Annotated in this window: 25 protein-coding genes; 15 read left to right on the forward strand and 10 right to left on the reverse strand. The window is 71.7% G+C overall.

Going from position 1 to position 25,300, the window contains the following annotated elements:
* Positions 1 to 77: 77 nt before the first annotated feature.
* Positions 78 to 1,151, reverse strand: a complete 1,074-nt coding sequence (locus AB0Q90_RS30945; RefSeq protein ID WP_363163277.1) for a Ku protein — start codon at positions 1,149 to 1,151, stop codon at positions 78 to 80.
* A 44-nt stretch (positions 1,152 to 1,195) separates the two neighbouring features.
* Between AB0Q90_RS30945 and ligD the strand changes: the two genes are divergently transcribed.
* The gene (gene ligD / locus AB0Q90_RS30950) at positions 1,196 to 2,083 is read left to right on the forward strand and encodes a non-homologous end-joining DNA ligase (RefSeq protein WP_363163278.1); all 888 of its coding nucleotides are present in this window, start codon (positions 1,196 to 1,198) and stop codon (positions 2,081 to 2,083) included.
* 88 nt (positions 2,084 to 2,171) lie between these two features.
* Positions 2,172 to 3,473: a vanadium-dependent haloperoxidase gene (locus AB0Q90_RS30955; protein ID WP_363163279.1), complete on the forward strand. Its 1,302-nt coding sequence runs from the start codon at positions 2,172 to 2,174 to the stop codon at positions 3,471 to 3,473.
* Positions 3,474 to 3,509: 36 nt separating this feature from the next.
* Here AB0Q90_RS30955 and AB0Q90_RS30960 read toward each other — a convergent pair whose 3' ends face one another.
* Positions 3,510 to 4,313, reverse strand: a complete 804-nt coding sequence (locus AB0Q90_RS30960) for a nuclease-related domain-containing protein (RefSeq protein ID WP_363163280.1) — start codon at positions 4,311 to 4,313, stop codon at positions 3,510 to 3,512.
* 102 nt (positions 4,314 to 4,415) lie between these two features.
* On the opposite strand from AB0Q90_RS30960, the gene AB0Q90_RS30965 reads away from it, so the two are divergent.
* From AB0Q90_RS30965 to AB0Q90_RS30990, 6 genes are all read left to right on the forward strand, one after another.
* The gene (locus tag AB0Q90_RS30965; protein WP_363163281.1) at positions 4,416 to 4,922 is read left to right on the forward strand and encodes a dual specificity protein phosphatase family protein; all 507 of its coding nucleotides are present in this window, start codon (positions 4,416 to 4,418) and stop codon (positions 4,920 to 4,922) included.
* Between the two features lie 99 nt (positions 4,923 to 5,021).
* The gene (locus tag AB0Q90_RS30970; RefSeq protein WP_363163282.1) at positions 5,022 to 5,741 is read left to right on the forward strand and encodes a hypothetical protein; all 720 of its coding nucleotides are present in this window, start codon (positions 5,022 to 5,024) and stop codon (positions 5,739 to 5,741) included.
* Entirely contained in the window at positions 5,738 to 6,988 is a 1,251-nt protein-coding gene (locus AB0Q90_RS30975) for an ATP-binding protein (protein WP_363163283.1), read from the forward strand. Before AB0Q90_RS30970 ends, AB0Q90_RS30975 begins: the two co-directional genes overlap by 4 nt.
* A gap of 110 nt (positions 6,989 to 7,098) precedes the next feature.
* A complete protein-coding gene (locus AB0Q90_RS30980; RefSeq protein WP_363163284.1) occupies positions 7,099 to 7,467 on the forward strand; it encodes an SH3 domain-containing protein in 369 nt (122 codons plus the stop codon).
* Positions 7,468 to 7,510: 43 nt separating this feature from the next.
* Positions 7,511 to 8,881: an FtsW/RodA/SpoVE family cell cycle protein gene (locus AB0Q90_RS30985; protein ID WP_363163285.1), complete on the forward strand. Its 1,371-nt coding sequence runs from the start codon at positions 7,511 to 7,513 to the stop codon at positions 8,879 to 8,881.
* Positions 8,878 to 10,353, forward strand: coding sequence for a penicillin-binding transpeptidase domain-containing protein (locus AB0Q90_RS30990; protein WP_363163286.1), 1,476 nt, complete (start codon positions 8,878 to 8,880; stop codon positions 10,351 to 10,353). The genes AB0Q90_RS30985 and AB0Q90_RS30990 overlap by 4 nt, the downstream gene beginning before the upstream one ends.
* Here AB0Q90_RS30990 and AB0Q90_RS30995 read toward each other — a convergent pair.
* Positions 10,330 to 12,285 (reverse strand): nitrate- and nitrite sensing domain-containing protein, encoded by a 1,956-nt coding sequence (locus AB0Q90_RS30995; RefSeq protein WP_363163287.1) that lies wholly within the window; start codon positions 12,283 to 12,285, stop codon positions 10,330 to 10,332. The genes AB0Q90_RS30990 and AB0Q90_RS30995 overlap by 24 nt on opposite strands.
* A 167-nt stretch (positions 12,286 to 12,452) precedes the next feature.
* On the opposite strand from AB0Q90_RS30995, the gene AB0Q90_RS31000 reads away from it, so the two are divergent.
* Positions 12,453 to 12,962, forward strand: a complete 510-nt coding sequence (locus tag AB0Q90_RS31000; RefSeq protein WP_363163288.1) for a DUF3291 domain-containing protein — start codon at positions 12,453 to 12,455, stop codon at positions 12,960 to 12,962.
* A gap of 6 nt (positions 12,963 to 12,968) precedes the next feature.
* Here the strand turns inward: AB0Q90_RS31000 and AB0Q90_RS31005 are convergent, their stop codons facing one another.
* Positions 12,969 to 13,601 carry a Uma2 family endonuclease gene (locus AB0Q90_RS31005; RefSeq protein WP_363163321.1) on the reverse strand — a complete coding sequence of 211 codons (633 nt, stop codon included), beginning with the start codon at positions 13,599 to 13,601 and terminating at the stop codon, positions 12,969 to 12,971.
* A 224-nt stretch (positions 13,602 to 13,825) separates the two neighbouring features.
* Here AB0Q90_RS31005 and AB0Q90_RS31010 point away from each other — a divergent pair, with 224 nt between their 5' ends.
* From AB0Q90_RS31010 to AB0Q90_RS31025, 4 genes are all read left to right on the forward strand, one after another.
* On the forward strand, positions 13,826 to 14,764 hold the full coding sequence (locus AB0Q90_RS31010; RefSeq protein ID WP_363163289.1) for a diiron oxygenase: 939 nt from the start codon (positions 13,826 to 13,828) through the stop codon (positions 14,762 to 14,764).
* Positions 14,765 to 14,959: 195 nt separating this feature from the next.
* Positions 14,960 to 15,613 carry a TetR/AcrR family transcriptional regulator gene (locus AB0Q90_RS31015; protein WP_363163290.1) on the forward strand — a complete coding sequence of 218 codons (654 nt, stop codon included), beginning with the start codon at positions 14,960 to 14,962 and terminating at the stop codon, positions 15,611 to 15,613.
* Positions 15,614 to 15,623: 10 nt separating this feature from the next.
* Positions 15,624 to 15,926, forward strand: coding sequence for a hypothetical protein (locus AB0Q90_RS31020; RefSeq protein ID WP_363163291.1), 303 nt, complete (start codon positions 15,624 to 15,626; stop codon positions 15,924 to 15,926).
* Positions 15,927 to 16,029: 103 nt separating this feature from the next.
* Positions 16,030 to 17,061, forward strand: coding sequence for an NlpC/P60 family protein (locus AB0Q90_RS31025; RefSeq protein ID WP_363163292.1), 1,032 nt, complete (start codon positions 16,030 to 16,032; stop codon positions 17,059 to 17,061).
* Here the strand turns inward: AB0Q90_RS31025 and AB0Q90_RS31030 are convergent.
* Genes AB0Q90_RS31030 through AB0Q90_RS31050 form a run of 5 tightly spaced genes read right to left on the reverse strand, consistent with a single transcriptional unit; the run spans position 17,058 to position 22,527 of the window.
* On the reverse strand, positions 17,058 to 18,305 hold the full coding sequence (locus AB0Q90_RS31030; RefSeq protein WP_363163293.1) for a styrene monooxygenase/indole monooxygenase family protein: 1,248 nt from the start codon (positions 18,303 to 18,305) through the stop codon (positions 17,058 to 17,060). The genes AB0Q90_RS31025 and AB0Q90_RS31030 overlap by 4 nt on opposite strands.
* Positions 18,306 to 18,340: 35 nt before the next feature.
* Positions 18,341 to 18,952: an ATP/GTP-binding protein gene (locus tag AB0Q90_RS31035; RefSeq protein ID WP_363163294.1), complete on the reverse strand. Its 612-nt coding sequence runs from the start codon at positions 18,950 to 18,952 to the stop codon at positions 18,341 to 18,343.
* Positions 18,933 to 19,349 (reverse strand): DUF742 domain-containing protein, encoded by a 417-nt coding sequence (locus AB0Q90_RS31040; protein ID WP_363163295.1) that lies wholly within the window; start codon positions 19,347 to 19,349, stop codon positions 18,933 to 18,935. Before AB0Q90_RS31040 ends, AB0Q90_RS31035 begins: the two co-directional genes overlap by 20 nt.
* Complete coding sequence (locus AB0Q90_RS31045) at positions 19,346 to 19,849, reverse strand: roadblock/LC7 domain-containing protein (RefSeq protein WP_363163296.1); 504 nt, start codon at positions 19,847 to 19,849, stop codon at positions 19,346 to 19,348. The genes AB0Q90_RS31040 and AB0Q90_RS31045 overlap by 4 nt, the downstream gene beginning before the upstream one ends.
* Positions 19,846 to 22,527 (reverse strand): nitrate- and nitrite sensing domain-containing protein, encoded by a 2,682-nt coding sequence (locus AB0Q90_RS31050; RefSeq protein ID WP_363163297.1) that lies wholly within the window; start codon positions 22,525 to 22,527, stop codon positions 19,846 to 19,848. Before AB0Q90_RS31050 ends, AB0Q90_RS31045 begins: the two co-directional genes overlap by 4 nt.
* A 369-nt stretch (positions 22,528 to 22,896) precedes the next feature.
* On the opposite strand from AB0Q90_RS31050, the gene AB0Q90_RS31055 reads away from it, so the two are divergent.
* The gene (locus tag AB0Q90_RS31055; protein ID WP_363163298.1) at positions 22,897 to 23,682 is read left to right on the forward strand and encodes a protein phosphatase 2C domain-containing protein; all 786 of its coding nucleotides are present in this window, start codon (positions 22,897 to 22,899) and stop codon (positions 23,680 to 23,682) included.
* A 10-nt stretch (positions 23,683 to 23,692) separates the two neighbouring features.
* Here AB0Q90_RS31055 and AB0Q90_RS31060 read toward each other — a convergent pair whose 3' ends face one another.
* Entirely contained in the window at positions 23,693 to 24,193 is a 501-nt protein-coding gene (locus tag AB0Q90_RS31060; protein WP_363163299.1) for a MarR family transcriptional regulator, read from the reverse strand.
* Positions 24,194 to 24,489: 296 nt separating this feature from the next.
* Here AB0Q90_RS31060 and AB0Q90_RS31065 point away from each other — a divergent pair, with 296 nt between their 5' ends.
* Positions 24,490 to 25,299, forward strand: coding sequence for a lysozyme (locus tag AB0Q90_RS31065; protein ID WP_363163300.1), 810 nt, complete (start codon positions 24,490 to 24,492; stop codon positions 25,297 to 25,299).
* Position 25,300 lies beyond the last annotated feature (1 nt).

Below are 25,300 nucleotides of genomic sequence, written 5' to 3' on the forward strand. Positions count from 1 at the left end.
TGCGGGCGGCGGCCCTCGCGCGTGCGCCGTTGCGGCGGAACGCACCGTGCCTCCGACCGCAGAGAGCCGCTCGACCGCTACGCCGTCCGCTTGCGCGACGTCGCCTTCTTCGCCGTCGCCTTCTTCGCGGTGCTCTTCGCCGTCGCCTTCTTCGCGCCCTGCGTCGTCTTCGCGGTCGACTTCTTGGCCGACGCCGACGCCGACGCCGAACCCGCGGACGACTGCGTCGACGCCGACGCAGCCGTCTTCTTCGCCGCCGTCTTCTTCGCCGTCGCCGTCGCCGTCGACTTCTTGCCCGTCGCCTGCTTCGGCGTCCCGCGGGCTGTCTTGCGCTGCGGGAGGTGGGTGACCTCGGCCGGTTCCTCGCCCCGCGACTCCTTCGCCGCGCGGACGCTCTTCTCCAGGGCCGCCATCAGGTCCAGGACCTTGCCGCCCGCCGCCGGCTCGGGGGCCTCGGGGGGCCGCTCGCCGGCGGCCTTCGCGGCGATGACCTCCTCGACGGCCTCGCGGTACTCGTCGTGGAGGTCCTCCAGGTCGACCTCGCCCAGGGTGTCCATGAGGGCGTCGGCCAGGTCGAGTTCCTTGTCGCGGACGGTGACGTCGACGTCCGGGGCCAGGCCCTCGGGGGCGCGGACCTCGTCCGGCCAGAGCAGGCCGTGCATGGCGATCGCGTCGCCGACGACGCGGAGCATGCCGAGGCGTTCCCTGCCGCGCAGGGCGAACTTGGCGATGGCCACCTTGTTGCTGCGTTTCAGGGCCTCCCGGAGCAGCGTGTACGGCTTGGCCGCGGGGGCTCCGCTCGCGGCCAGGTAGTACGCCGCGTCCATCTGGAGCGGGTCGATCCGGTCGGCCGGCACGAAGGCCACGATCTCGATCGTCTTCGCCGTCGGAAGCGGCAGGTGAGACAGGTCCTCGTCCGTGATCGGGATGATCGTGCCGTCCGCGTCCTCGTACCCCTTGCCGATCTCCGCCTGGCTGACCTCGCGCTCCTCCAGTTCGCAGACCTTGCGGTAGCGGATGCGGCCGCCGTCCTCGGTGTGGATCTGGCGGAAGGAGATCGAGTGGCTCTCGGTGGCGTTCACCAGCTTGATCGGGATGCTGACCAGCCCGAACGAGATGGCGCCGTTCCATATGGATCTCACGTGCAGCACACCTTTCCAGGCGGTATCAGCCCATTTCATGCGATTCTCATCGTATGACGCCGATCACAGAGGTGGAGGGGCGACGGCTCGCGCTCAGCAACCTGGAGAAGGTCCTGTATCCGGCGACCGGCTTCACCAAGGGCGAGGTGCTGCACTACTACGCCACCACCGCCGACGTACTGCTCCCCCATCTGCGTGACCGGCCGGTCTCCTTCCTGCGCTACCCGGACGGGCCGGACGGACAGGTCTTCTTCACCAAGAACGTGCCGCCGGGGACACCCGACTGGGTCACCACGGCCGAGGTTCCGCGTTCGGAGGGCCCGGCCCGGATGGTGCTCGTCCAGGATCTGCCGAGCCTGATGTGGGCGGCGAACCTGGTCACCGAGTTCCACACCCACCAGTGGGTCGCCGAGGCACCCGGTGCGGCCGACCGGCTGGTCTTCGACCTCGACCCGGGCACCCCGGCCACCGTCGTGGAGTGCTGCGAGGTCGCGCTGTGGCTGCGGGAGCGGCTGGCCGCGGACGGCGTCGAGGCGTACGCGAAGACGTCCGGCTCGAAGGGGCTGCATCTGCTCGCCGCGGTGCACGGGGCGTCCTCCGACCAGGTGACGGAGTACGCCAAGGGGCTCGCCGTGGAGGCGGAGAAGGCCATGCCGCGGCTCGTCCTGCACCGGATGACCCGCAGCCTGCGGCCGGGGAAGGTCTTCGTCGACTGGAGTCAGAACACGGCGCGCAAGACGACGGCCGCCCCCTACACGCTCCGCGCGCGGGCCGAGCCCTGGGTGTCCGCGCCCGTGACCTGGGCAGAGGTCGAGCAGTGCCGGGCGCCCGCGCAGCTGGCGTTCACGGCACCGGACCTCGCGCCCCGCATCCAGGACTACGGCGACCTGCTGGCCCCGCTGCTCGACCCGGACCACTCCGGGACGCTGCCCCTGCCCTGACCCACCTTCCGTCTTCCCCCGGGGAACCGCCCACGGGGGTCACGTCGGCCTGCCCGACGCGCCCGACGCACGAGAACCAAGGAGCCGCATGCACCCCCGACCACCTGCCCGCCCCCTGCGCCGCACCTTCCTCGTCGGCCTGACCGCCCTCGCCCTCGGCGCCCTCCCGCTCGCCCCGGCCGCCAAGGCCGCCTCGGCCACGCCGACGACGACGCCGGGCTCCGAGGTGATCACCGACTGGAACCGGACCGCCGTCGAGGTGGTCAGCGTCGACGCCCGCAAGCCCACGGCCGAGCCGTTCCTCTGGTACGGCTTCGTCTCGGCCGCCATGTACAACGCCGTCGTGGGCATCGAGGGCCGCTACACGCCGTACGAGTGGGATGTGCACGGCCCGCACGGCGCCTCCTCCGAGGCGGCCGCCGCCACTGCCGCGCGCCGGGTGCTGCTGACCTACTTCCCCGCCTCGCAGACCCGGATCGACACCGCCTACGCCGCCTCGCTCGCGAAGATCCCCGACGGGGCCGCCAAGGACGAGGGCGTCGCCTTCGGGGAGCGGGCCGCCGAACGGCTCGTGGAGCTGCGCGAGGGCGACGGGCGCGACGCCCCGCTCACGTACGACCGGGAGCCGGCGCCCGGTGTCTGGCGGCCCGCCCCGCCCGGCCTGCGGCCCTTCGGCAACCCGTGGCTGGGGAAGGTGCGGCCGATGCTGCTGGACTCGCCGGAGCAGTTCCTGCCCGGGCCGCCGCCGGAGCTGACATCGGACCGGTACGCCCGGGACTTCGCCGAGGTGAAGGCGATGGGCGCGAAGAACAGCACGGAGCGGACCGCCGAGCAGACCGAGACCGCGTTGTTCTTCACGGACCCGCTGCCGCAGCAGCTCCAGGTCGCCTATCGCGACCACGTCACCCGGCGGGGGCTGGACATCGTGGAGGCGGCGCGGCTGTTCGCCGCCGCGAACACGGCGTCCGCGGACGCCACGATCACCACCTGGAACGCCAAGCTGACCTACGCCCTGTGGCGGCCGGTCACCGCGATCCAGCTGGCGGACACGGACGGCAACCCGGCGACCGAGGCCGACCCGTCCTGGCTGCCGCTGACCAACACGCCGCCCTACCCCGAGTACATCGGCGGCCACTGCGCCAACGACGGGGCCGTGATGGCCGTACTGGACGGGCTGACCGGTGGTGACATCGATCTGCGGGTCCACTCGGCGGTGACGGGGACGACCCGGACGTACACGAACTCGGAGGACTTCAACCGGGACGTGATCGACGCGCGGGTGTGGGAGGGCATCCACTTCCGGACCGCGGACGTGGTCGGCAACCGGGTGGGCCGGCACATCGGCCACTACGCCCTCACGCACTACTTCAAGCCGCTGGACCGGCCCTAGCCCACGCACTGCTTCAGCCGCCGGACAGGCCCTGGCTCACACCCGCGTCCAGGTGTTCCGGTCCCGGGCCATCGCGTGCAGTGCCTCCACGTCGGCCGGTTTGAGGACTCCGCCCTGCCGGGCCAGTTCGCCGAGGTCCGTGTCCTGAAGGACGCGGACCTCGCGCAGGGGGGCGGAGACCGAGACGTCCGCGGGGCCCGCGAGGGCCAGCACCGGCCGGACCTCCGCCGTCAGGGCGTAGGAGGCGCGGTCGGCGTCGGCGCGGACGCGGCGCAGCAGCGGCTGCGGTTCGCGGCGCGCGACGGTGACCTGGGGGTCGGCGACCCTGACCCGCTGTTTGCGGGCGTACAGGGTGTGGACCGCGAAGAGCCCGGCGGGGCCGATGGCCAGATGGTGGATGCGGTCGCCGCCGGGCAGCGGGACCGAGTGGAGGGTGTGCCAGCCGGCGCCGTCCAGCCGGTCCAGGGCGTCCCCCACGGCCTGCTCGGCGGCGAGCGCGCGCCGTCTGGGGTCGGGGCGGATCCGGCGGGCCGGTCCCGGATCGCGGTCGAGGGCGATGAGCAGCGCCTCGCCGGGACGGTTGGGCGCCAGGTCGTCGTCCGGGTGGAGCGTGAGGCGGGCGAGTTCCGCCGGGGTCGGGACGGGAGGCGGCCCCACCGTGACGGGGCCGGTGAGGAAGGGCGCCAGGGCGTCGAGCACATCCGCTCTGCGCTCGTCGCTGAGGAGGTTGACCCTGGCTGCCTCGCGGTCGTACCAGGCGACGTTCCTGCCGTCCGTGAGGCATACGTACAGCCGCTCCTGACCATGGCGCCAGGTCGGTATGACGCGCAGTTGGCTCATGCACCATCACCCCACGACCATGGGAACAGGCGGGGTGCTCCAGGGGCAAGAAGCCGGTTACCTTTGACCATAGTTGGGAGGGGGAGTTGGGGGAGGCGCCAATTGCGTACCCGCAGGAAGCAACCCGACGTTCCGGCTCCGGACACCCCGTGGGACGAGATCGCGCCCGGCCTGTGGATGGGCGGGCACGAGTTCCGGGGGCGTTCGGGACAGCTGGAGTTCGCCGTGGTGCGGGACGAGTTCGATCTCGTACAGACCCTTCTGCGGCTGCCGGGGCACGGGCCGGACCAGGGGGTCGAGCACCAGGTGTGGCCCATACCGGACGGTCCGCTGGACGGGACGCAGCTCGCGGGCGTGATGCGGCTGGCCCAGGCCGCGTGTGACGCGCTGGACGGGGGCCGGTCGGTGCTGGTGCGCTGCTATCACGGGTACAACCGTTCGGGTCTGGTCGTCGCGCACGCCCTGGTCCGCAGGGGGCACTCCACCGAGGAAGCGATCCGGCTGATACGGTCCCGGCGCTCGCCCTGGGCGCTGCACAACGACCTGTTCGTGGAGTACCTCCAGGCCGGCCTGTCGACGGCCCGGTTACTGGAGGAGCTCACCGAGTAGTCGTTTCGCCGTCACCCGCCCCAGCCGGGCGGGCAAAACGGACTTCTTTCAAAATAAGGTGTACGGGGCCACCGCTCACCTCCGAACCGCAGGAGCACCGTGCCCCGCAGCCGTGTCCCCACGACCGTCGCCGTCGCCCTCGTACTGGCGACCGCCGCGGCCTGCGGCGACGCCGGCGGCCTCCAGGGCGCGGGCGCGACGCCGACCGCGGTCAGCCCGGTCCGGCTCTGGCCGGAGCTGACACCGGCGTCCAGCCCGGCCTACGAGATCGGCGAGGTGACCACCGAGGTCGTCAAGGGCGTCGCCGTACCGGACGACGACATCCGCAAGGCCGACCCGGTCGCGATCGTCCGCGCCGAGATCGCCGACAGCCCGGACGACTACGAGGGCGCCGAGGCGCCGTACCGCGAGACGGCCCGGCGGATGGCCGAGTGCACCAAGCACGGCGACCACGGCCGCTGCCCCGTCCTCACGCCGTACTACCGGGACCTCAGCGGCGACGGCCGCGAGGACCTCACGCTCGGCTTCCGGCTACTGCCCGACGGCATGACCGCCATGCGCGTCTACACCGTCCAGAAGCACCGGCTCGTCCGGGTCATGTCCTACGACGACGCCGTCATCGCGGTCGAGCTGGCCGGGCGGTCCCTGATCCTGCGCGCGCCGTCAGAGGTGGCGGGGTACGAGTACCGGCTGCAGTGGACCTGGGACGGGCGGCAGAACGCGATGCTGCTCACCCACGACGAGATGCTGCGCACCCGTGAGCAGCGGGGCTCGGCGACTCCCTCGGCGACTCCCTCGGCCTCCGTGAGCGCCCGATGAGGCGACCCTCGCTCCCCCGCTGGACACGGTCGCTGTCCACGAAGGCCGCCGTGTTCATCACCGTGATGTGCTGCGCGCTCACCGCGCTGCTCGGCGTCCTGGTGCATGTCTCGGTGACGAACCAGACCGTCGGCCGGGCCCGCACCGAGGCGCTGTCCCGGCTGACGGACGCGACGGAGGCGTTCGAGGCCGGGGACCGGCCGATGGCCTGGGCGGGCGTCGACCCACCGGGGCTGCCCGAGGGGCTGCGGGAGCTGGCGGCGGCCGGGGAGCGCGGCACGATGGTCGCCAACCACGAGGGCCGGCCCACGATGTGGGCGGCGGGCCCGGCCGACGGCGAGCGTGCGCTGGCCGTGCAGGTCGACTACTCGCAGCAGGCGCGCACCATCGACGGCCTGGACCGGGCCATCCTGTGGTCCTCGGCGCTGGCGATCGGGGTGACGCTGCTGGTCGGCGCCCTCGCCGTGGCCCGGGTGACCCGGCGGCTCCAGGCGACCGCCCAGGTGGCCCGGCGGATCAGCGCCGGCGACCTGGACGCGCGCGTCGACGACCCCCGGACCAGGGACGCCAGGCGCCCCCAGGACGAGGTGGCCGCGGTCGCCGTCGCGCTGGACTCCATGGCCGCCTCGCTCCAGGGCAAGCTGCTGGCCGAGCAGCGGTTCACGGCGGACGTGGCGCACGAGCTGCGCACGCCGCTGACCGGGCTGCACGCGGCGGCCGAGCTGCTGCCGCCGGGGCGGCCGACGGAGCTGGTGCGCGACCGCGTGGCGGCGCTGCGGACGCTCACGGAGGATCTGCTGGAGATCTCCCGGCTGGACACCGGGCGGGAGCGGCTGGATGTCGACACGGAGCAGCTGGGGCCGCTGGCCGGGCGGGTGGTCCGGGGCTTCGGCGAGAGTACGGAGGTTGTCGTCCTGCGGGACGTGGTGGTCGAGACGGATCGGCGGCGGCTGGAGCGGGTGCTGGGGAATCTCGTGGCCAATGCGTATCGCCATGGGCGGGGGCCGGTGGTGGTGACGGTTGACGGGCCTCGGGTGACGGTGCGGGATCACGGGGACGGGTATCCGGGGTATTTGCTGGAGCACGGTCCGCAGCGGTTTCGGACGGAGGGTGGGGCGAAGGGGCATGGGCTGGGGTTGACGATTGCGTTGGGGCAGGCGGAGGTGTTGGGGGCTCGGCTTTCCTTTGCGAATGCGGAGGATGGGGGGGCTTTGGCTGTGCTTTGCCTGCCGGCCGGTGGGGGTTGATCGCGCAGTTGAAGGGCGCTCCGGATGGCCCACGTCGACGGGCGGGCCTCGGATCCCCCTCATAGCGTGGCGAATAGTCAGATTTCGCCCCCCTTCTGGAGGTAGCCCCCATGACCCTTCGCTCCCGTCTCGCCATATCCATCGCCGTCGGCGCGCTTGCCGCCGCGGCCTCCGCCACGCCCGCGGTCGCGGGTGACGAATGGGAGTCCCGGGGAGACTGGGGCCACCACCACGAGCACAACCCCCGGCTGTACAAGGGGGTGGTCACCGCCGACACCCTGCTGCTGCGCAGTGCGCCCAACCGGGGCAGCCAGGTGATCCGTACCGCGCACCGGGGCGACATCGTCAAGATCTTCTGCAAGACCGCGGGCGAGACCGTCCAGGGCAACCCGCTCTGGTACCTGCTCCCCGACGGCACCTGGGCCTGGGGGTCGGCCCGGTACATCGACAACATCGGGGCCGCGCCACGCTGGTGCTGAGCAGCAAGGCACACAAGACGCCCTATTTGGGTAAGTTCCGGACATGAGCAAGGCCGGAACCACCGTGGCACGAGCGGACGCACCCGCTCCCGCCGTACGCCTCCCCCGGCGCCGTGGCATCGAACTGGCCCTCATCGTCGTGGCCGTCCTGCTCTCCGTGTACGGCTACTGCGCTGTCGGCCTCGCCCGCAACGGCACCGTCCCGCCCGGCGCCGCCGGTTACGGCGCCGGGCTCGGTGTGCTCGCGCTCGTCGCCCACATGGCCGTACGGTTCCGGGCGCCCTGCGCCGACCCGCTGCTGCTGCCGATCGGCGTGCTGCTCAACGGGCTCGGCCTGGTTCTGATCTACCGGCTCGACCTGGAGACGCCGGGCGACCGGGCGGCGCCCGCCCAACTCGTGTGGTCCACGCTGGGGGTGGCGCTGTTCATCGTGATCGTGGTCCTGCTGCGCGACCACCGTGTGCTCCAGCGCTACGCGTACGTCTGTGTCGTCGCCGCCCTCGCGCTGCTGATCCTGCCGATCCTGTTCCCCGCCGTGAACGGCGCGCGCATCTGGATCCGGATCGCCGGATTCTCCATCCAGCCGGGGGAGTTCGCGAAGGTGCTGCTGGCGGTGTTCTTCGCCGCGTACCTGGCCGCCAACCGCAATGCGCTGGCCTACGCCGGCCGCCGCGTGTGGCGGCTGCAACTGCCCACCGGCCGGGTGCTCGGCCCGATCGTCGCCATCTGGCTGCTCAGTGTGGGCGTGCTGGTCCTGGAACGCGACCTCGGCACCTCACTGCTCTTCTTCGGCCTGTTCGTCGTCCTGTTGTACGTCGCCACCGGGCGCACCGGCTGGATCGCGGTCGGTCTGCTGCTGGCCGTGCTCGGCGCGGTCGCCGTCGGCTGGCTGGAGCCGCATGTGCACAGCAGGGTCGAGGACTGGCTGCATCCGTTCGCGTCGATCGAGGCGGGGCAGGGGCCCAACCAGCTGTCGCAGTCGCTGTTCGCCTTCGCGTCCGGCGGGATGCTCGGCACCGGCCTGGGCCTCGGGCACTCGATCCTCATCGGCTTCGCGGCCAAGTCCGACTTCATCCTGGCCACGGCGGGCGAGGAGCTGGGCCTGGCCGGACTGTCCGCGATCTTCCTGCTGTACGGCCTGCTGGTGGAGCGCGGCTACCGGGCCGGCCTCGCGCTGCGCGACCCCTTCGGGCGGCTGCTCGCGGTGGGCCTGGCCTCCATCGTGGCCCTCCAGGTGTTCGTGATCGCGGGCGGGGTGACCGGTCTGATCCCGCTGACCGGCATGGCGATGCCGTTCCTCGCGCAAGGCGGCTCGTCGGTCGTCACCAACTGGGCGATCGTGGCGCTGCTGGCGCGGGTGAGCGACTCGGCCCGGCGCCAGGACGACGGCTTCGACGGCGAGGCCGCCCGGTGACCCGGCACATCCGTCTCGCGGCCGTCTTCTGCGCCCTGCTGCTGGCCGCGCTCCTGGTGAACGCCACCCGCCTCCAGGTCTTCGAGGCCCCGTCCTACGACGAGAATCCGGCCAACCGCCGCCCGACCATCGCCCGTTACGGCCAGCCGCGCGGCGACATCCTCGTCGGCGGCGAGCCGGTCACCGGTTCCAAGGACACCCGCGAACAGCTCCGCTACGAACGGACGTACAGGGACGGCCCGTTGTACGCGCCGGTCACCGGTTTCGCCTCGCAGGTGTACGGGACGACGTTCCTGGAGCACACCGAGGACGGGGTGCTGTCGGGCGCGGACCCGATGCTCTCGCCGTTCCCGCTGTGGAACGAGTTCACCCGGGCCCGGAACCCCGGCGGCGATGTCGTGACGACCCTGCACCGGGCCGCGCAGCAGGCGGCGTACGACGGGCTCGGCGGGCGCAAGGGGGCGGTGGCCGCGATCGAGCCGTCGACCGGGCGGATCCTCGCCCTGGTGTCGACCCCGTCGTACAACCCGGAGGCGCTGTCGGGGAACGGGCCGACGGTGTCACGGTCCTGGATCGGGCTGACCGAGGACCCGGACAAGCCGATGCTCAACCGGGCGGTGCGGCAGACCTATCCGCCGGGGTCGACCTTCAAGGTGGTGACCGCTGCGGCGGCGCTGGACGCGGGGGTCGTCGTGGACGTCGACGAGCCGACGGACTCGCCGGACCCGTATGTGCTGCCCGGCACCTCGACGAGCCTGATCAACGAGGCGCGGGGGTGCGTGGACGCCTCGCTGCGGGCCGCGTTCGAGTGGTCGTGCAACACGGTGTTCGCGAAGCTGGGGGTGGCGGTGGGCGTGGCCGATCTGGCGGCCACCGCGCAGGCCTTCGGGTTCAACGACACGGGGGTGCGGATCCCGTTCTCGGTGGCGCCGAGCACCTTCGACACGACCGTGGACAGGGCGCAGCTCGCGCTGTCGGCGATCGGGCAGTACAACACGCGGGCGACGCCGCTGCAGATGGCGATGGTCTCGGCGGCCGTCGCCAACGGCGGCCAGGTGCGCGAGCCGTATCTGGTGGAGCGGACCACCCGGCCGGGCGGGGCGACGCTGGCGACGGCCGGGTCCCGGCCGGTGCGGCAGGCGATGCATCCGGCGACGGCCGTGCGGCTGCGGGAGCTGATGACGGACGTGGTGCGCGAGGGCACCGGCACGAACGCGGCGATCCCCGGCGCGACCGTCGGTGGCAAGACCGGCACCGCACAGCACGGCATCGGCAACTCCGGGACGCCGTATGCCTGGTTCGTGTCGTGGGCGCAGGGTGCGCGGGACATGGAGCCGAAGGTGGCGGTCGCGGTGGTGGTGGAGGATGCGGAGGCGGACCGCGGGGAGATCAGCGGCGGCGGGGACGCCGCGCCGATCGCCCGGGCGGTGATGGAGGCGGTGCTGAACTCATCGGCCGGCGGCCGCGGTTGACGAGGTCGGCTCGCGCAGGAGCGCGGCCGGCAGGGCGACGTACGCGGTGACGCCCGTGCCCTGGGTGGGGCGCAGTTCGACATGGGCGCCGAGGCGGGCGGCCAGGGCGCCGACGACATGGTGGCCCAGGAAGCGGGTGGGGGCGGTGAGGAGGGTGTCGCCGCGGCCGGACAGGACGGCGTTGGACTCGGCCATGCGGGCGGGGGTCATTCCGATACCGCGGTCCAGGACGGCGAGGCAGTACTCGGCGCCGTCGCGCCAGCCGTGGATCTCGACGGGCTGGTTGGGCGGACTGAACATCAGCGCGTTCTCCACCAGTTCGGCGAGGAGATGGGAGAGTTCGGCGACGCAGTGGCCGCGTACGCCGTACTGCTCGACGCCGGCCGCGACGACCCGCTGATACTGCTCGACCTCCGCGACGGCCGAGCGCACGACGTCGGTGACGGCGATCGTGCCCTTCCAGGACCGCGCCGGGGACTCCTCGCCCGCGAGCACGAGCAGGGACTCGGCGTTGCGGCGCATACGGGTGGCGAGGTGGTCGAGTTCGAACAGCTCGGCGAGGGCGTCGGGGTCGAGTTCCTGGCTCTCCAAGGTGGTGATCAGGCCGAGTTGGCGGTTGAGCAGGGTCTGGTTGCGGCGGCCGAGGCTGGCCAGGGACTCGGTGCTGTTGCGACGCAGGACGGCCTGTTCGGCGGCGAGGCCCACGGCGGTGTCCTCGACGTTGCGCAGGGCGGCGGCGAGCCGGGTGATCTCGCGGGCGCCGCCCGGGAGTTCGGCCGGTGCGGGGGCGGCCGGGGGCGGGGTGTCGGGGTCGGCGTGCTGGGTACGGCGGACCGCGGCGGGCAGCCGGGCACCGGCGACCGCGTCGGCCTCGTCGGCGAGGGCGCCCAGCGGGCGGGTGATGGAACGGGCCGAGAACACGGCGAGCACTACGGCGACGGCGAGGATCAGCGCGCCGAGGGCGAGGAAGCCGACGAGTTCGCGGGTGGCGGCGGCGCCGGTCTCTCCGGCGCGATCGCCCACCTCGTCGCCGACCTGCTTCTGCACGCCGTGCAGGTCGTCGACGAGTGCCGTCATGTCGGCCCACCAGCGGGCGGGGGCCACGGACAGGGCGGAGCCGTCGGCGCCGCGCTCGGCCTGCGTCTCGTAGTCGGCGACCCGGCGGGCGGCAGCGCTCGCGAAGGCCTCGTCGAGCGCGGACTCCTGGTCGGCGGGGGCGAGTTGGCGGAACTGGCCGAGGGCGGCGACACGGGTGGCGCGCACCTCGGTGAAGTCGAGGTACTCCCCCGAGCGGAACCGGCCGGCGGCGAACACGCCGTTGAGGGAGCCGCGTTCGAGCGCGACGGCCTCGGTGGCCCGGGCCAGTGCCTGGAGCGCCTGGACGCCCTGTGCGGTACGGCGGTCGCCGCCCGGCGCGCCCGCGGACTCGGCGTCGATCAGGGCGGTGACGGCTTCGGTGTAGGTGTTCAGGGTGTCGGAGCGGCCCGCGGTGCCGGCGTCGACGGCGGCGCGGACGGTGGCGAGAGCGGCGAGGGGGCGGCGGGCGGTGTCGAGGGCCGAGGCGGCGGAGTCCGGGAGGTCACCGCCGTCGTCGGCGAGCGCCCCGCGCAGGTCCTCGCGGGCCCGGTCGGTGCGCCCGCGCTGCTCGCCCAGCTCGTCCCGGTACTCGGTCGCGCCGCCCAACAGGCCGTTGGTCAGGCCGCGTTCGCGCTGCACCTCGCGCACCAGGTCCTGTACGCGGAGCAGCACGCCGACGTGGGTCTCGGTCGCGCGGGCCGCGGAGTAGTCGTCGGCCCGGTCGGCGGCGCCGATGCCGATCAGGGTCAGCAGCAGGCAGGTCGGGACGGCCAGGACGATGGCCATACGCCCGCGGATGGTGTTCCAGCCGGGAAGGGCGGCCGGTCGGAGGGTGGTCAATACGTTCCCCGTCATGCCCCGCGAGGCTACGGGCGGGGTGGTCAGGGCACGGTTTCTGAGCCGTAAGACGGCGGTACACAGGAACTCACCCTGGATATGGGCGCGTTGTGAAAGACGGATATGTGCCCAAGTGGTGAGACGGGGCTGGGATTCGGAGGGGCTCCCGACCTAACGTTCGGTACATGACTGAGCCGATCGCTTCCTTCGAACTCGCCCAGGTCAACATCGCCCGCCTCAAGGCCCCTCTCGACTCACCCCAGTTGAAGGACTTCGTCGACGCCCTCGACCCCGTGAACGCCGTTGCCGACGAGGCGGACGGGTTCGTCTGGCGACTCCAGAGCGAGGGGGGCGATGCGACGGACATCGGCGTCTTCGGCGACGAGTGGCTGATCATCAACATGTCCGTGTGGCGGGACCCGAACGCCCTCACCGCATTCATGTACCAGGGCCGGCACCGCGAGATGCTCGCCCGCCGCCGCGAGTTCTTCGAGCGCGTCCAGGAGGCCATGGCGGTCCTGTGGTGGGTGCCGACGGGGCATCGGCCGACGGTCGCGGAGGCGGAGGCACGGCTGCTGCACCTGCGCACCAACGGCCCGACGCCGTACGCCTTCACGCTACGGACGTCGTTCCCGGCGCAGGGGGCGGAGCCGGTGGCGCTGGAGGTGCCGGAGGGGCTGGGGTGTTCCGCCTGACGCGGGTCAGGCTTGAGGCTCCGACTCCACGTCGGAACTCCGCCGTCGGCGATTGATCGCGGTGAGATCGATGTCGATGAGGAACGGGACGGTGAGCTTGACGCGGTTGTGGAAGATGCCCGTCAGAGCGTAAACCTGGGTCGCGGGGTCGATTTCGTAGACGTAGACCACGGGAAGACCCTCGTTCTCCTCGACGCGCCAGTAGTGCGGGATACCCGCTCGCGCGTACTTCAGAGGCTTGACCTCCCGGTCTCGGTCCTCCGAGTCCTCCGACACGACCTCGACTGCGATCAAGACGTCTTCCGGCCGGTACCAGGTCTGACTGGGACCGGTATCTGCATTCGCACGGAACACCAGGACGTCGGGCTCCGGCCGATTGCGCTTGTTGAGCTTGATCGTCATCTCCCGGATGACGTCCAGCTCGTCCGGGACCTGATCCAGCAGGGTGCTGTCCAGCAGTCGGATGGCACGTGAGTGGAACTTGGTCCGCGGACTCACGAAGACAAGACTCCCGTCGATCAGCTCCGTGTGCGGAGGCAGATTCGGGAGCTCGTCCAGGTCGTCCGCCACCCAGCCGCCGACCGGCGGACGGGCCCACTCATAGTCCTCGTCCAGCCCGTACTCTCGTGCGGCGCTCATGATGACTCCCATGTGCCGGAGCCTGCCTGGCAGAGTCAGCGTACCCAGGGCGAACAGCGATTCGCCGTTCCATCGGGTGATCAACCAGTCAGGCGTTGACCCGCCTCGATCACCCTGCCGCTGAGGGGCCAACAAGTCCTGCGCGAGGGATTGACGAGCTTGCTGACAAGCAGTCTTATAAGACGGACGGAGGATGTGACCTCGGGTAACCCATTGGGAGAACCATGACGACCCTCACGGAAGCCGACGCGCTCGAAGGGCTGCGTGACGCGCTCGGCCTGCTCAAGGACCGGGAGCAGGTGGCCGAGCGGCTGCTCGACTCCTCCGCGAAGCACTCCTTCGACCCGGACAAGGAACTGGACTGGGACGCCCCCTTCGAGGACGGCAAGTGGTTCTGGCCGCCGGAGCTGGTGTCGCTGTACGACACGCCGATCTGGAAGCGGATGAGCGAGGAGCAGCGGATCCTGCTGTCGCAGCACGAGGCGGCGGCGCTGGCCTCGCTGGGCATCTGGTTCGAGCTGATCCTGATGCAGCTGCTCGTCCGGCACATCTACGACAAGGCGGCGACGAGCGCGCATGTGCGGTACGCGCTCACCGAGATCGAGGACGAGTGCCGGCACTCGAAGATGTTCGCGCGGCTGATCTCGCGCGGGGAGACGCCGTGGTACCCGGTCAGCCGGGTGCACCAGAACCTCGGGCGGCTGTTCAAGACCATCTCCACGACGCCGGGCTCCTTCACGGCGACGCTGCTCGGCGAGGAGGTGCTCGACTGGATGCAGCGGCTGACGTTCCCGGACGAGCGGGTGCAGCCGCTGGTCCGGGGCGTGACGCGGATCCACGTCGTGGAGGAGGCCCGTCATGTGCGCTACGCCCGCGAAGAGCTGCGGCGGCAGATGCTGACGGCGCCGAAGTGGTCGCAGGAGTTCACTCGGGTCACCTCCGGCGAGTTCGCCCGGGTCTTCTCGGTGGCGTTCGTGAATCCCGAGGTGTACACGAACCTGGGCCTGGACAAGCGGGAGGCCATCGCCCAGGTGCGGGCCAGCGGGCACCGGCGGGAGGTCATGCAGACCGGCGCGAAGCGGCTGACGGACTTCCTGGACGACATCGGGGTGCTGCGGGGCGTGGGGCGGCGGCTGTGGAGGTCGTCGGGGTTGCTGGCGTAGGTGGGGGCGGGCGTGGGGGTGGTCGCGCGGCCCGGCGCTTGCGGGGTGCCGCGCGCCCACCCGTGCCGCCCCAGGCGGCACGACTGCCCGCACGCCAACGGCTCATGGCAGCGCAGGCAAGGCTGCACTCCCACCCGCAGGTGAACGAAGACCACAACTACGCAGCTCCTTCACGGTCCGATTACTCTGCGAGGCATGACCCCGTCGGCCCCCACCCCCGCCTACCGCCGCCTCAGCGTCGAGGAGCGCCGCAGCCAGCTCCTGGCCGCCGCGCTCGGGCTGTTCGCGCACCGCGCACCCGAGGAGGTCTCCCTCGACGACGTGGCGGAGGCGGCCGGTGTCTCGCGGCCCCTCGTCTACCGGTACTTCCCCGGCGGCAAGCAGCAGCTGTACGAGGCCGCGCTGCGCTCCGCCGCCGAGGAGCTCCAGCAGTGCTTCGACGAGCCCCGCGAGGGCCCGCTCCTCACCCGCCTCGCCCGCGCCCTGGACCGCTATCTCACCTTCGTCGACGAGCACGACGCCGGGTTCAGCGCCCTGCTCCAGGGCGGCAGCGTCGTGGAGACCTCCCGGACGACCGCCATCGTGGACGGCGTGCGCCGGGCCGCCGCCGACCACATCCTCAGCCACCTGGAGGTCACCGCCCCGGGTCTGCGGCTGCGGATGAGCGTGCGGGTGTGGATCACGGCCGTGGAGGCCGCCTCCCTGATCTGGCTGGACGAGGGCAAGCAGCCGCCCGTGGACGAGCTGCGCGACTGGCTCGTGGACCAGTTCGTGGCCGTGCTCTCGGTGACCGCCGCACGCGACCCGCAGACCGCCGCCCTGGTCCGGACCCTCGCCGGGAATGGCTGACACTGGTGCCGTGAAGAGCGAAGACACCCCGTTCGAGGGCGGGCCCGTGGACGGGCGCGTCCTGCCCGTGCTGCTGGGGATCACCGGTCACCCGCCCAAGACGTACCGGATTCCCGTCCCGGCCCCCGACGGCGGACCGCCCACCGTGCTGATCTACCGGCGCGAGCCCCGCGTCGAGGGCCGACGGGTCGGCCTCACCCAGCGCTGGAAGTACGTGTACGCCCCCGAAGGGCTGCCGGAACGCCGTCTCAGGTGGCCCTGGTCGAAGCCGGACGCCGCGCCGGGCGGCCGGCGGGACAACACCGACGGGTGACCGCGTTGCGCCGAACCGCGCACACCCGACGCGCGGAACACCAGCGGCGGCCCGATGCTCGCGGTGCGGAACAGAGGGGCTGTTCCGCACCGGAGGTGATGACGTGTCAGGAAGGCTTCTGCGTCTGGTGTGTACGGCGGCGGTGGCGGCCCAGGCCGTGCTCGCCCCGTCGATCGCCGTGGCCGTCCCCGAACCCGGCGAGCGGCCCGTCTCCCGGCTCCTGACGGATCTTCAGCGGCTGTACCGGGAGGCCGAGCAGGCCACCGAGTCCTACAACGCCACCGAGGAACGGCTCAGGAAGCAGCGCGCCGAGGTCCGGCGCCTGGACGGCGAACTCGCCCGCGCCCGCCTCTCCCTCCACGACAGCCGCGGCGCGGCGGGACGGCTGGCCCGCCAGCAGTACCAGGGCAGCACCGAGATCTCCTCGTACGTACGGCTGCTCCTCGCCCGCGATCCGCAGCACGCGCTCGACCAGGGCCATGTGATCGGGCAGTTGGCGCGGGAGCGCGCCGAGACGGTCGGCCGGCTGACCGGCAGCGAGCGGAAGGCCGACGCCCTGGCCCGCAAGGCCCGGGGGGCCCTCGACGACCGGCTCGCCCTCGCGGAACGGCAGAAGAAGGACCGGAAAAAGGCAGAAGGACGCCTGAAGGACGTCGAGGAGCTGCTGGCCTCCCTCAGCCCCGAACAGCTCGCCGCGGTGGCCGAGTTGGAGCAGCAGAACATCGGCGAGGCCCAGCAGGACCTCGTGACCTCCGGGGCGCTCGGCAGCGACGCGCACGAACCCTCCCGCGAGGGCGACCGCGCACTCCGCTACGCCGTCCAGCAGCTCGACAAGCCGTACGAGTGGGGCGCGGAGGGCCCAAAGACGTACGACTGCTCGGGCCTGACCTCACAGGCCTGGGCCCGGGCCGGCGTCCCCGTCCCCCGCACCAGCCAGGAACAGTGGGCCCGGCTCCCGCGGATCCCCCTGACCGACCTCCGCCCCGGGGATCTGGTGATCTACTTCCCCGAAGCGACGCACGTGGCGATGTACCTGGGCGACGGCAAGGTGATCCACGCCGCCCTCTCGGCCAGGAAGGTCCACGTCTCCCCGCTGGCGGCCCACCCGGTCCTCGGAGCCGTCCGTCCGGGCTAGGCCAGGGAGGCCAGGTACGCCTCGGTCTTGGCCGGCTCGTAGAAGAAGTTCTCGAAGTCGGCCGGGTCGTTGAACGCGTTCGCGAACCGGTCGGCCGCCGGCTGGAGCTGCCCCGCGGCGCCGATCAGGTTGAGGATGTGCTCCGGCGGCGGCGCCAGCATCGCGTTCGTCCACTTGGTGACGTGCTGGGCGGTGTCCCAGTACCGGTCGAACGTCGCCTGCATCCACTCCTCGTCGAACTCCTTCTCCCCGCGCTCAAGGATCGACGCGAGGTACGCCGCCGCGCACTTGGAGGCGGAGTTGGAGCCCTGACCGGTGATCGGGTCGTTCGCGACGACGACGTCGGCGACGCCGAGGACCAGCCCGCCGCCGGGAAGCCGCCCGATCGGGTTGCGGACCGTGGGCGCATAGCGTCCGGCCAACGTGCCGCCCGCATCCGTGAGTTCGACCTTGGTGGCCCGCGCGTACTCCCAGGGCGTGAACCGCTCCATGAGTTCCAGGGTCAGGGAGAGGTGCTCCGCCGGGTCCTTCACGCCGTTGAAGACGTCGAGCGGGCCGCCGGGTATGCCCTCCCAGAACAGGATGTCGGCGCGGCCGGAGGTGGTGAGCGTCGGCATGACGAACAGCTCGCCGACGCCCGGGACCAGGTTGCAGCGGACCGCGTCGAACTCCGGGTGCTCCGGACGCGGGCCGAGGCCATGGACGTAGGCCACCGCGAGGGCGCGCTGCGGCTCGCTGTACGGCGACCTGGACGCGTCCCGCCCGAACATCTGGACCAGTTCGCCCTTGCCGGCCGAGACCAGCACCAGGTCGTAGGTGCGGGAGAAGTAGTCGAGGTCGCCGACCGCCGCGCCGTGGATGACCAGCTGGCCGCCGCGCTGCGCGAACGTCTCCATCCAGCCGGCCATCTTCACCCGCTGGTCGACGGACTGGGCGTACCCGTCGAGGCCGCCCACCCAGTCGATCGCGCGGGCCGCGGGGCCCTCGCCCCAGGAGCCCGGTGCCGCCACCGAGACGCCGAGTCCTTCGATCTTCGGGGCCTGGGACTCCCAGAAGTTCAGCTGGAGGTCGCGCTCGTGCTGGAGTGCCGTGTGGAACATGCACTGCGTCGACATGACCCGGCCGGTGCGGATCTCGTCCGCGGTCCGGTTGGACATGAGGGTGACCTCGTACCCGTGCGACTGGAGTCCGAGGGCGAGCTGGAGACCGGACTGGCCGGCTCCGACGACGAGTATCTTCCGCATGCGGGGGGTGGCTCCTTGGTCGGGATACGTCGGGATTACTCGGGCGTTTCGTCGAGCGCGTGGCCCACCAGGGCCAGGAGGGTCTCGATCACCGAGATCCGGCGCCGCGCGTCCATGATCATGACAGGTATGTGTGCGGGGATGGTCAGCGCCTCGCGCACGTCCTCCGGCTGGAACAGCTCGCTGCCGTCGAAGTGGTTGACCGCGACGACGTACGGCAGCCCGCAGCTCTCGAAGTAGTCCAGCGCGGGGAAGCAGTCCTTCAGCCGGCGCGTGTCGGCCATCACGACCGCGCCGATCGCCCCGCGCACCAGGTCGTCCCACATGAACCAGAACCGCTGCTGGCCCGGCGTGCCGAACAGGTAGAGCACCAGGTCGTCGTCGAGCGTGAGGCGGCCGAAGTCCATGGCCACGGTCGTGGTCAGCTTCTCCGGGGTGGCGGTGAGGTCGTCGGTCTCCTCGCTCGCCTCGGTCATCAGCGCCTCGGTCTGCAGCGGCGTGATCTCCGAGACGGCGGTGACCAGCGTGGTCTTGCCGACGCCGAACCCGCCCGCCACGACTATCTTCGTGGCGATCGGGGCGCGGGTGCGGTCCGTCTGCCAGGACTTCAGGTCCTCATCGGTGTCGTCAAAGACGGCGGAGTCCACTCAGCACCCTTTCGAGCAGAGCGCGGTCCGGACGGCCGGTGCCGTGACCGGTGCCGGTGCCGTACACACGGATCTTTCCCTGGTCCGCGAGGTCGCTGAGCAACACGCGGACCACGCCGAGCGGCATGCGCAGCAGCGCGGCGATCTCGGCCACGGTGCGCATACGGCGGCACAGTTCGACGATGGCCCTCATCTCCGGCATCACGCGGGTGTTGAGGGAACCATTCGTCAGTTCCTTGCGCTCCTTGGGGGCCTCCAGCGCCGCCACGAAGGTCTCCACCAGGAGCACGTGACCGAAGCGGGTACGGCCGCCGGTGAGCGAGTAGGGCCGTACCCGGGCGGGCTTGCGGTCGGCGCCGCGAACGGGCAGCTGTTTCTTGGGAGAACCAGTGCTCATCGGGTGCTCCCCGTCGTCGCGGTCTCCAGGGACTGCCGCAGCTCACTGCGGAGTTCGGGGGTGAGCACATGGCCGGCGCGGCCCACGAACAGGGCCATGTGGTACGCCACGACGCTCATGTCGCAGTCCGCGGAACCGTGCACGCCGAGCAGCGAGCCGTCGCTGATCGACATCACGAACAGGCTGCCCTCGTCCATCGCGACCATCGTGTGCTTCACCCCGCCGAACTCCAGGAGGCGGGCGGCGCCGATGGTGAGGCTGCCGATGCCGGAGACGATGGTGGCGAGGTCGGCGGAGGAGCCGCGGGGCCCGGCGGGTTTTGCTCCGCGGGCTTCCCGGGCCTCTTCGTTGCGGCCGGGGTCGGAGGAGAGCAGGAGCAGGCCGTCCGAAGAGACCACCGCTACTGACTCGATGCCCGGCACCTCCTCGACCAGGTTCGTCAGCAGCCAGTGCAGATTGCGGGCTTCACTGCTCAGTCCGAAGGTACTGGGCGCGGTCAACTGCTTGCCTCCTCGACTGTGCCCCCCGTGACTTCTTCGGATTCGCCGGCGGGGGTCTTGGTCTGACCCGTCTGTTCGGCGATTTCTGCTTCTACGTCGCGGTAGCCGGCCTCCGCCCCCCGGCGGAAACCGCCCAGCCTCCTGCGGAGGGCGTCGGCGTCCACGGAGCCGCTGCGCTGGCGGGGCGCGGCGGGTTGTGCGGTGATCTTCGGGGTGCGCTTGGGCAGGCCCTTTTCGGTGAGCTGGTCGTCGTCGGCGTCGTCGGCTCGGTCGTGTTCCGTCTCGGCTTCGCCCGGGGCTTCCTCGCCGTCGGCGGTCCCGGGCTCGGGCTCCGCCTCGGGTGCCGACTCCACCGGAGCCAGGAGTTCCATCGTCGTCTCCGACGGATGTTCCCGTACCGCCTTCTCCGCCAGCGCCACCAGCGGGTCGTGGCCCGCGCGGCCGCCGTGCAGGACGTTGGAGTTGGCCTCCGCGTCCACGCCCGGCAGGGAGAAGGTGTGGGTGCCGGTGCCGGTGGTCACCGGGCCCGGGGCCGGGACCGCGGAGGGGGCCGCCGGGGCCAGCAGGGACTGCGGGAGGACCACGACGGCCGCCACCCCGCCCTGCTTCTGCTCGCGCAACTGCACCCGCACCCCGTGCCGGTGGGCGAGGCGGGCCACCACGTACAGGCCGAGTCCGAGGCCCTCGTCGCCCTCCTGGTCGTAGGAGGTCTCCGGGTCGAAGTCGGAGAGACGGGAGTTGAGGCGGCTCAGGCGGTCGCCCGTCATGCCGATGCCCTCGTCCTGGACGGAGAGCATGACCTCGCCGTTCTCCAGGAGCCAGCCGGAGACCTCGACGCTGAGGTCCGGCGGGGAGAACGAGGTGGCGTTCTCCATGAGTTCGGCCAGCAGGTGCGAGAGGTCGTCCGCCGCGAAGCCCGCGATGTGCGCGTGCGGCGGCAGGGCCGCGATGCGGACGCGCTCGTAGCGCTCGATCTCGCTCACCGCCGCGCGGACCACGTCGACCAGCGGCACGGGTCCCGCGCTGTGCTGGACGTGCTCGGTCCCGGCGAGGACGAGGAGGTTCTCGCTGTGCCGGCGCATGACCGTGGCGAAATGGTCGAGCTTGAAGAGGGTGGCGAGCCGGTCCGGGTCCTGTTCGCGCTCCTCCAGGCCCTCGATGACCGCCAGTTGGCGCTCGACCAGGCCGAGCGTGCGCAGGGCGAGGTTGACGAAGGTGGAGCCGATGCTGGTGCGCAGCCGCTCCAGCTGGGCGGCGGACTCGGTGAGTTCGGCGCGCAGTCCTTCGCGGGCGTCGGCCATCTTCTGGCGCTGCCCGACGAGGTGCTTGCGGTCGGACTCCAGGGTGGCGATGCGCTCGTGCAGGGCGACGGCGTGCGCGTGCAGGGTGTTGACCGAGTCGACCACCTTGGCGAACTCGTCCTTGCGGCCGGTGAACCTGACCGGTTCCTCGGCGGCCGGGTCCTCGGCGCCGGCCAGCCGGGCCGACCCCAGGCGCAGCACGGCCAGCGGGCGGGTGAGGCTGCGGGCCATCCCGGTGGCGACGCCGATCGCGAGCAGTACCAGCACGCCGAGGATCGCGATACGGATCTCCAGCTCGGTGACGTCGTCGTCGCGCAGCTGGGCGAGGTCCTTGGTGCGGCGGTCGTGCAGGGCGGACTCGGCGCCGCGCATCATGTCGACGCGGGCGGAGAGCGCCTCTTCCAACTTCTGCGGCTTGGTGCCGAGTTCCCCCTCGGAGAGGGTGGCCTGGTCGGTGAGCGCGGCGAGGTACTTGACGGCCGCCTCGGCCTCGGGGCCGGTGACCGTGGAGTTGTACGAGGCCACCGCGGACTCGGGCGCGGTGGCGCGGAAGTCGGCGAGGGCCGCGTCGGAGCGCAGCCGGGCCTCCTGGGCGGCCGTGGTGAGGGCGTCGCGCTGCTTGGCGTCGGCCGGGGAGGCGGCGGTGACGGTGGTCGCCAGGCCGGTGACCGGGTCGATGACGGTCTGGGTGGTGCGCGGCACGTTGAGCGCGGCCAGGAGCAGTCCGCGGGTGGCGGCGGCCTGCTGGACGGCGGTGTCGAGTTCGGCGAGGGCGTAGGCGCCGGAGCCCGTGCGGGGCGGCATGTCCTCGGCGAGCTGCTCGGCGAGCCGGTGCAGTTCGGCGAGGGCCGTTGAGTAGGCCTCGTGGGTTTCGAGAGCGGTGCTCTTGCCGGTGAGCGCCGCTCTGCGCAGGGCGGCGATGTCGTCCAGGTCCGCGCGCAGGGAGGCGGGCATCTCGAAGTTGGCGCGCAGTTCCTCGACCTGCCGGTCGACGCGGGCGCTGCGCTGCTCCGAGGGCGCCTTGGACTCGGGGCGGCCGGCGGCGACGTAGGAGGTGACCTCGTCGCGCTCGTCGGCGAGCGAGTGGGCGAGCGCGAGGGCGTCCTCGGTCTGCTCGGAGAGGGTGACCAGGTCCTGGGTGTCGTGCACCTGCGTGACGGCGGTGACGATCGAGGGGGCACCGGCCGCGGCGATGGCGGCGGCCACGACGGCCACGGCGACGATGAGCCGGTTGCGTACGTGGGTGGGCCGGCCCTTTCCGGCCGCGGTGGCGCCGGTCCCCGTGGGGGCCCCTGTCGTGGTGCCGGGCGTGTGCTCCGGGCCGCCCCCTGCGGAGGCCTTCTGCTTGCCTGAGCGACGAGGCCGCGTCTTCTGCACCGGTGCTCGCATTCCTGACTCGTGATACCCATGGGCCCGGGTGACGCTCCGTCAACTGGCGCATACGCCCGGTACGATCCCCGACCCTCCCAGCGCCGGTGTGCAGTGGTCGCACATCACCTGACCCGCCACCCGAAGGAGTGAACCCCGAAGGGAAGTTGGCGGGCAAGTTCCTCCGGTCTGTGCGCCCGCTCTGTGCGGCGGGCCGGTTGGACGTCGGCGGCGGGCGGTGGCAGTATTCGCCACCGCGCCTTCCCGGACCGCGTCATTCCACCCCAAAGCAGGCGCCTGACCTGCGCGGCTGCGCCAATTCCGGGACCGTTGCCAGCCTTTGGCGAACCTTGTGAAGGGGTCGTGCAGACTGGCCGGATGCGCACGGAACTTGTCTCGGAGCCCGGTGATCCCGCCCGCCCCAACGAGGACTTCGCCAGTGTCGGACTTCCCGCTTCCGGACAGGGCGGCGTCCTGGTCGTCCTCGACGGGGTGACCCCGCCCCGGGGCGCGACGGGCTGTCTGCATTCCGTCCCCTGGTTCACCGCGCGCCTCGGCGGGGCGCTGACCGAACTGACCGTTTCACTCCCGGATGTTCCCCTCGCCGACGCCCTGTCCCTCGCCCTCGCGCGTACCGCCGCAGCCCACGCCGAAACCTGTGACCTTTCTCACCCGCGCACACCACAGGCAACGGTCGTGACGGCCCGCTGGTCACCCGGCACCGTCGAGTACCTGGTGCTGTCGGACTCGGCCCTGCTGGTGGAGTCCGAGGACGGCACGGTCACCCCGTATCTCGACGACCGCATCGCCCGCCTCCCGCGTTCCGCCCTGGCCACGGACGCCCTGGTCGACGCGAACCTCCGCAACAGGGAGGGCGGCTTCTTCACGGCCGCGGCGGATCCTTCCGTGGCGGCGCGGGCGGTGACGGGCACCCTTCCGCGCGCCGGGGTCCGCGCGCTGGCCGCCCTGACGGACGGGGCGACGCGGTGGGTGGAGAAGTTCGGGAAGGGGAGCTGGGACGACTGCTTCGGCATCGTCCGCAAGGAAGGGGCGCAGGCGCTGGTCGACCGCGTGCGGGCGCTGGAACTCGCGGACACGGAGCGGACGTTTCTGCGGCGGAGCAAGACGCACGACGACGCGACGGTGGTGTTCGTGGAGTTCTGAGCCCTTCAGCTCAGCTCTGCCCCTCCATCTCCTGGTTGAGCTGGTTCAGCAGCCGGGCCAGTTCCGACACCTCGCGGGGGTCCCAGCCGGAGAGCCGGTGGGCGTAGCGGGCGCGGCGGGCCTCGCGCACCTTTCTCACCCGGCCCTGCCCCTCCTCGGTGAGATGGACGAGCCAGGCGCGGCCGTCGGCCGGGTCGGGTTCGCGGGCGACGAGTCCGAGGTCCTCCAGGGCGCGCAGCTGACGGGACATGGTGGCCTTGCCCACGCCGATGTAGGCGGCGAGCTCGGTCGCCCGCTGCCGACCGCACTCGTCGAGCCGGATCAGCAGTCCGTAGGCCGCCGACTCCAGGTCCGGGTGGACCTCCCTGGCCATCTCGCCCTGGCTCGCCCGGGCCCGGCGCAGCAGCACCGTCAGCTCCCGCTCCAGGGAGAGGAACTCGGGCTGGTCCACGCCCCGTCCGGACGTCCCGGATGCGACTCGACGTCCGTCGCCGTTGCCGTCTTCGCGCACGTCAGCCCCTGCCTCGGTTTCCCAGTCCTGAAAGTTTCCGTCAAACGCTGCCATCTGCCCAGCTCCGTCAGTATTTCGCAGGCGTAGACCAACGGCAGCCTCCAGGCCCTCTTCCCACCCGCCGGTCTACGTGCGTAGCTTCTTTCCCAGGCAATGACTGGCATGCCCACGCCAGCATCATCGAACGGCGGACCAACGGCGGGCCAACGACGACCCGCTCTCCCCCCGTCGCGGCCGGCATGCCCCGCGTCTCAGCGTCTCCCCACCGAGCATCACCGAGCCTTCGGAGGCACGTCATGCCCGTGCACAGACCCGGACCGGTTCGCCTCTTCCTCGCCGGACTCCTGCTCAGCGCGCTCTCCCTGACCCTGGCCACGCCCTCGTCCGCGGCCCCCAAGCCCGACCGCGGCTCCGCCTACATGGGCATGGGCGTCCCGTCCCACGACGGCGTGGGCGGCCTGCCCCGCGACACCCGCGCCACCCAGACCGAGGGCGTCGACGTCTCCTCCCACCAGGGCAATGTCGCCTGGTCGACGCTGTGGAACAGCGGCGTCAAGTGGGCCTACGTGAAGGCCACGGAGGGCACGTACTACACGAACCCGTACTTCGCCCAGCAGTACAACGGCTCCTACAACGTCGGCATGATCCGCGGCGCCTACCACTTCGCCACGCCCGACACGACCAGCGGCGCGACCCAGGCCAACTACTTCGTCGACCACGGCGGCGGCTGGTCCCGCGACGGCAAGACCCTCCCCGGCGCTCTGGACATCGAGTGGAACCCGTACGGCGCCGCCTGCTACGGCAAGTCCCAGTCCGGCATGGTCACCTGGATCCGTGACTTCCTGAACCAGTACAAGGCCCGCACGGGCCGCGACGCCGTCATCTACACGGCCACCAGCTGGTGGAAGCAGTGCACGGGCAACTACAGCGGCTTCGCCGCGTACAACCCGCTGTGGATCGCGCGGTACGCCTCGACGGTGGGCGAACTGCCGGCGGGGTGGAGCTACTACACGATGTGGCAGTACACCTCGACCGGACCGACGGTCGGTGACCACAACAAGTTCAACGGTGCCCTGGACCGCGTCCAGGCACTGGCCTACGGCTGAC

Source organism: Streptomyces sp. NPDC079141 (genome assembly GCF_040686775.1).
Lineage (GTDB): Bacteria > Actinomycetota > Actinomycetes > Streptomycetales > Streptomycetaceae > Streptomyces.

Bases quoted from the DNA above. Each gene is read 5' to 3' on its own strand.
- AB0Q90_RS31005 (WP_363163321.1), bottom strand. From the start codon at position 13,601: ATGAGCGCCGCACGAGAGTACGGGCTGGACGAGGACTATGAGTGGGCC.
- AB0Q90_RS30955 (WP_363163279.1), top strand. From the start codon at position 2,172: ATGCACCCCCGACCACCTGCCCGCCCCCTGCGCCGCACCTTCCTCGTC.
- ligD (WP_363163278.1), top strand. From the start codon at position 1,196: ATGACGCCGATCACAGAGGTGGAGGGGCGACGGCTCGCGCTCAGCAAC.
- AB0Q90_RS31055 (WP_363163298.1), top strand. From the start codon at position 22,897: ATGCGCACGGAACTTGTCTCGGAGCCCGGTGATCCCGCCCGCCCCAAC.
- AB0Q90_RS31015 (WP_363163290.1), top strand. From the start codon at position 14,960: ATGACCCCGTCGGCCCCCACCCCCGCCTACCGCCGCCTCAGCGTCGAG.
- AB0Q90_RS30995 (WP_363163287.1), bottom strand. From the start codon at position 12,285: ATGACGGGGAACGTATTGACCACCCTCCGACCGGCCGCCCTTCCCGGC.
- AB0Q90_RS30960 (WP_363163280.1), bottom strand. From the start codon at position 4,313: ATGAGCCAACTGCGCGTCATACCGACCTGGCGCCATGGTCAGGAGCGG.
- AB0Q90_RS30975 (WP_363163283.1), top strand. From the start codon at position 5,738: ATGAGGCGACCCTCGCTCCCCCGCTGGACACGGTCGCTGTCCACGAAG.
- AB0Q90_RS31030 (WP_363163293.1), bottom strand. From the start codon at position 18,305: ATGCGGAAGATACTCGTCGTCGGAGCCGGCCAGTCCGGTCTCCAGCTC.
- AB0Q90_RS30985 (WP_363163285.1), top strand. From the start codon at position 7,511: ATGAGCAAGGCCGGAACCACCGTGGCACGAGCGGACGCACCCGCTCCC.
- AB0Q90_RS31000 (WP_363163288.1), top strand. From the start codon at position 12,453: ATGACTGAGCCGATCGCTTCCTTCGAACTCGCCCAGGTCAACATCGCC.
- AB0Q90_RS31040 (WP_363163295.1), bottom strand. From the start codon at position 19,349: ATGAGCACTGGTTCTCCCAAGAAACAGCTGCCCGTTCGCGGCGCCGAC.
- AB0Q90_RS31010 (WP_363163289.1), top strand. From the start codon at position 13,826: ATGACGACCCTCACGGAAGCCGACGCGCTCGAAGGGCTGCGTGACGCG.
- AB0Q90_RS30980 (WP_363163284.1), top strand. From the start codon at position 7,099: ATGACCCTTCGCTCCCGTCTCGCCATATCCATCGCCGTCGGCGCGCTT.
- AB0Q90_RS31065 (WP_363163300.1), top strand. From the start codon at position 24,490: ATGCCCGTGCACAGACCCGGACCGGTTCGCCTCTTCCTCGCCGGACTC.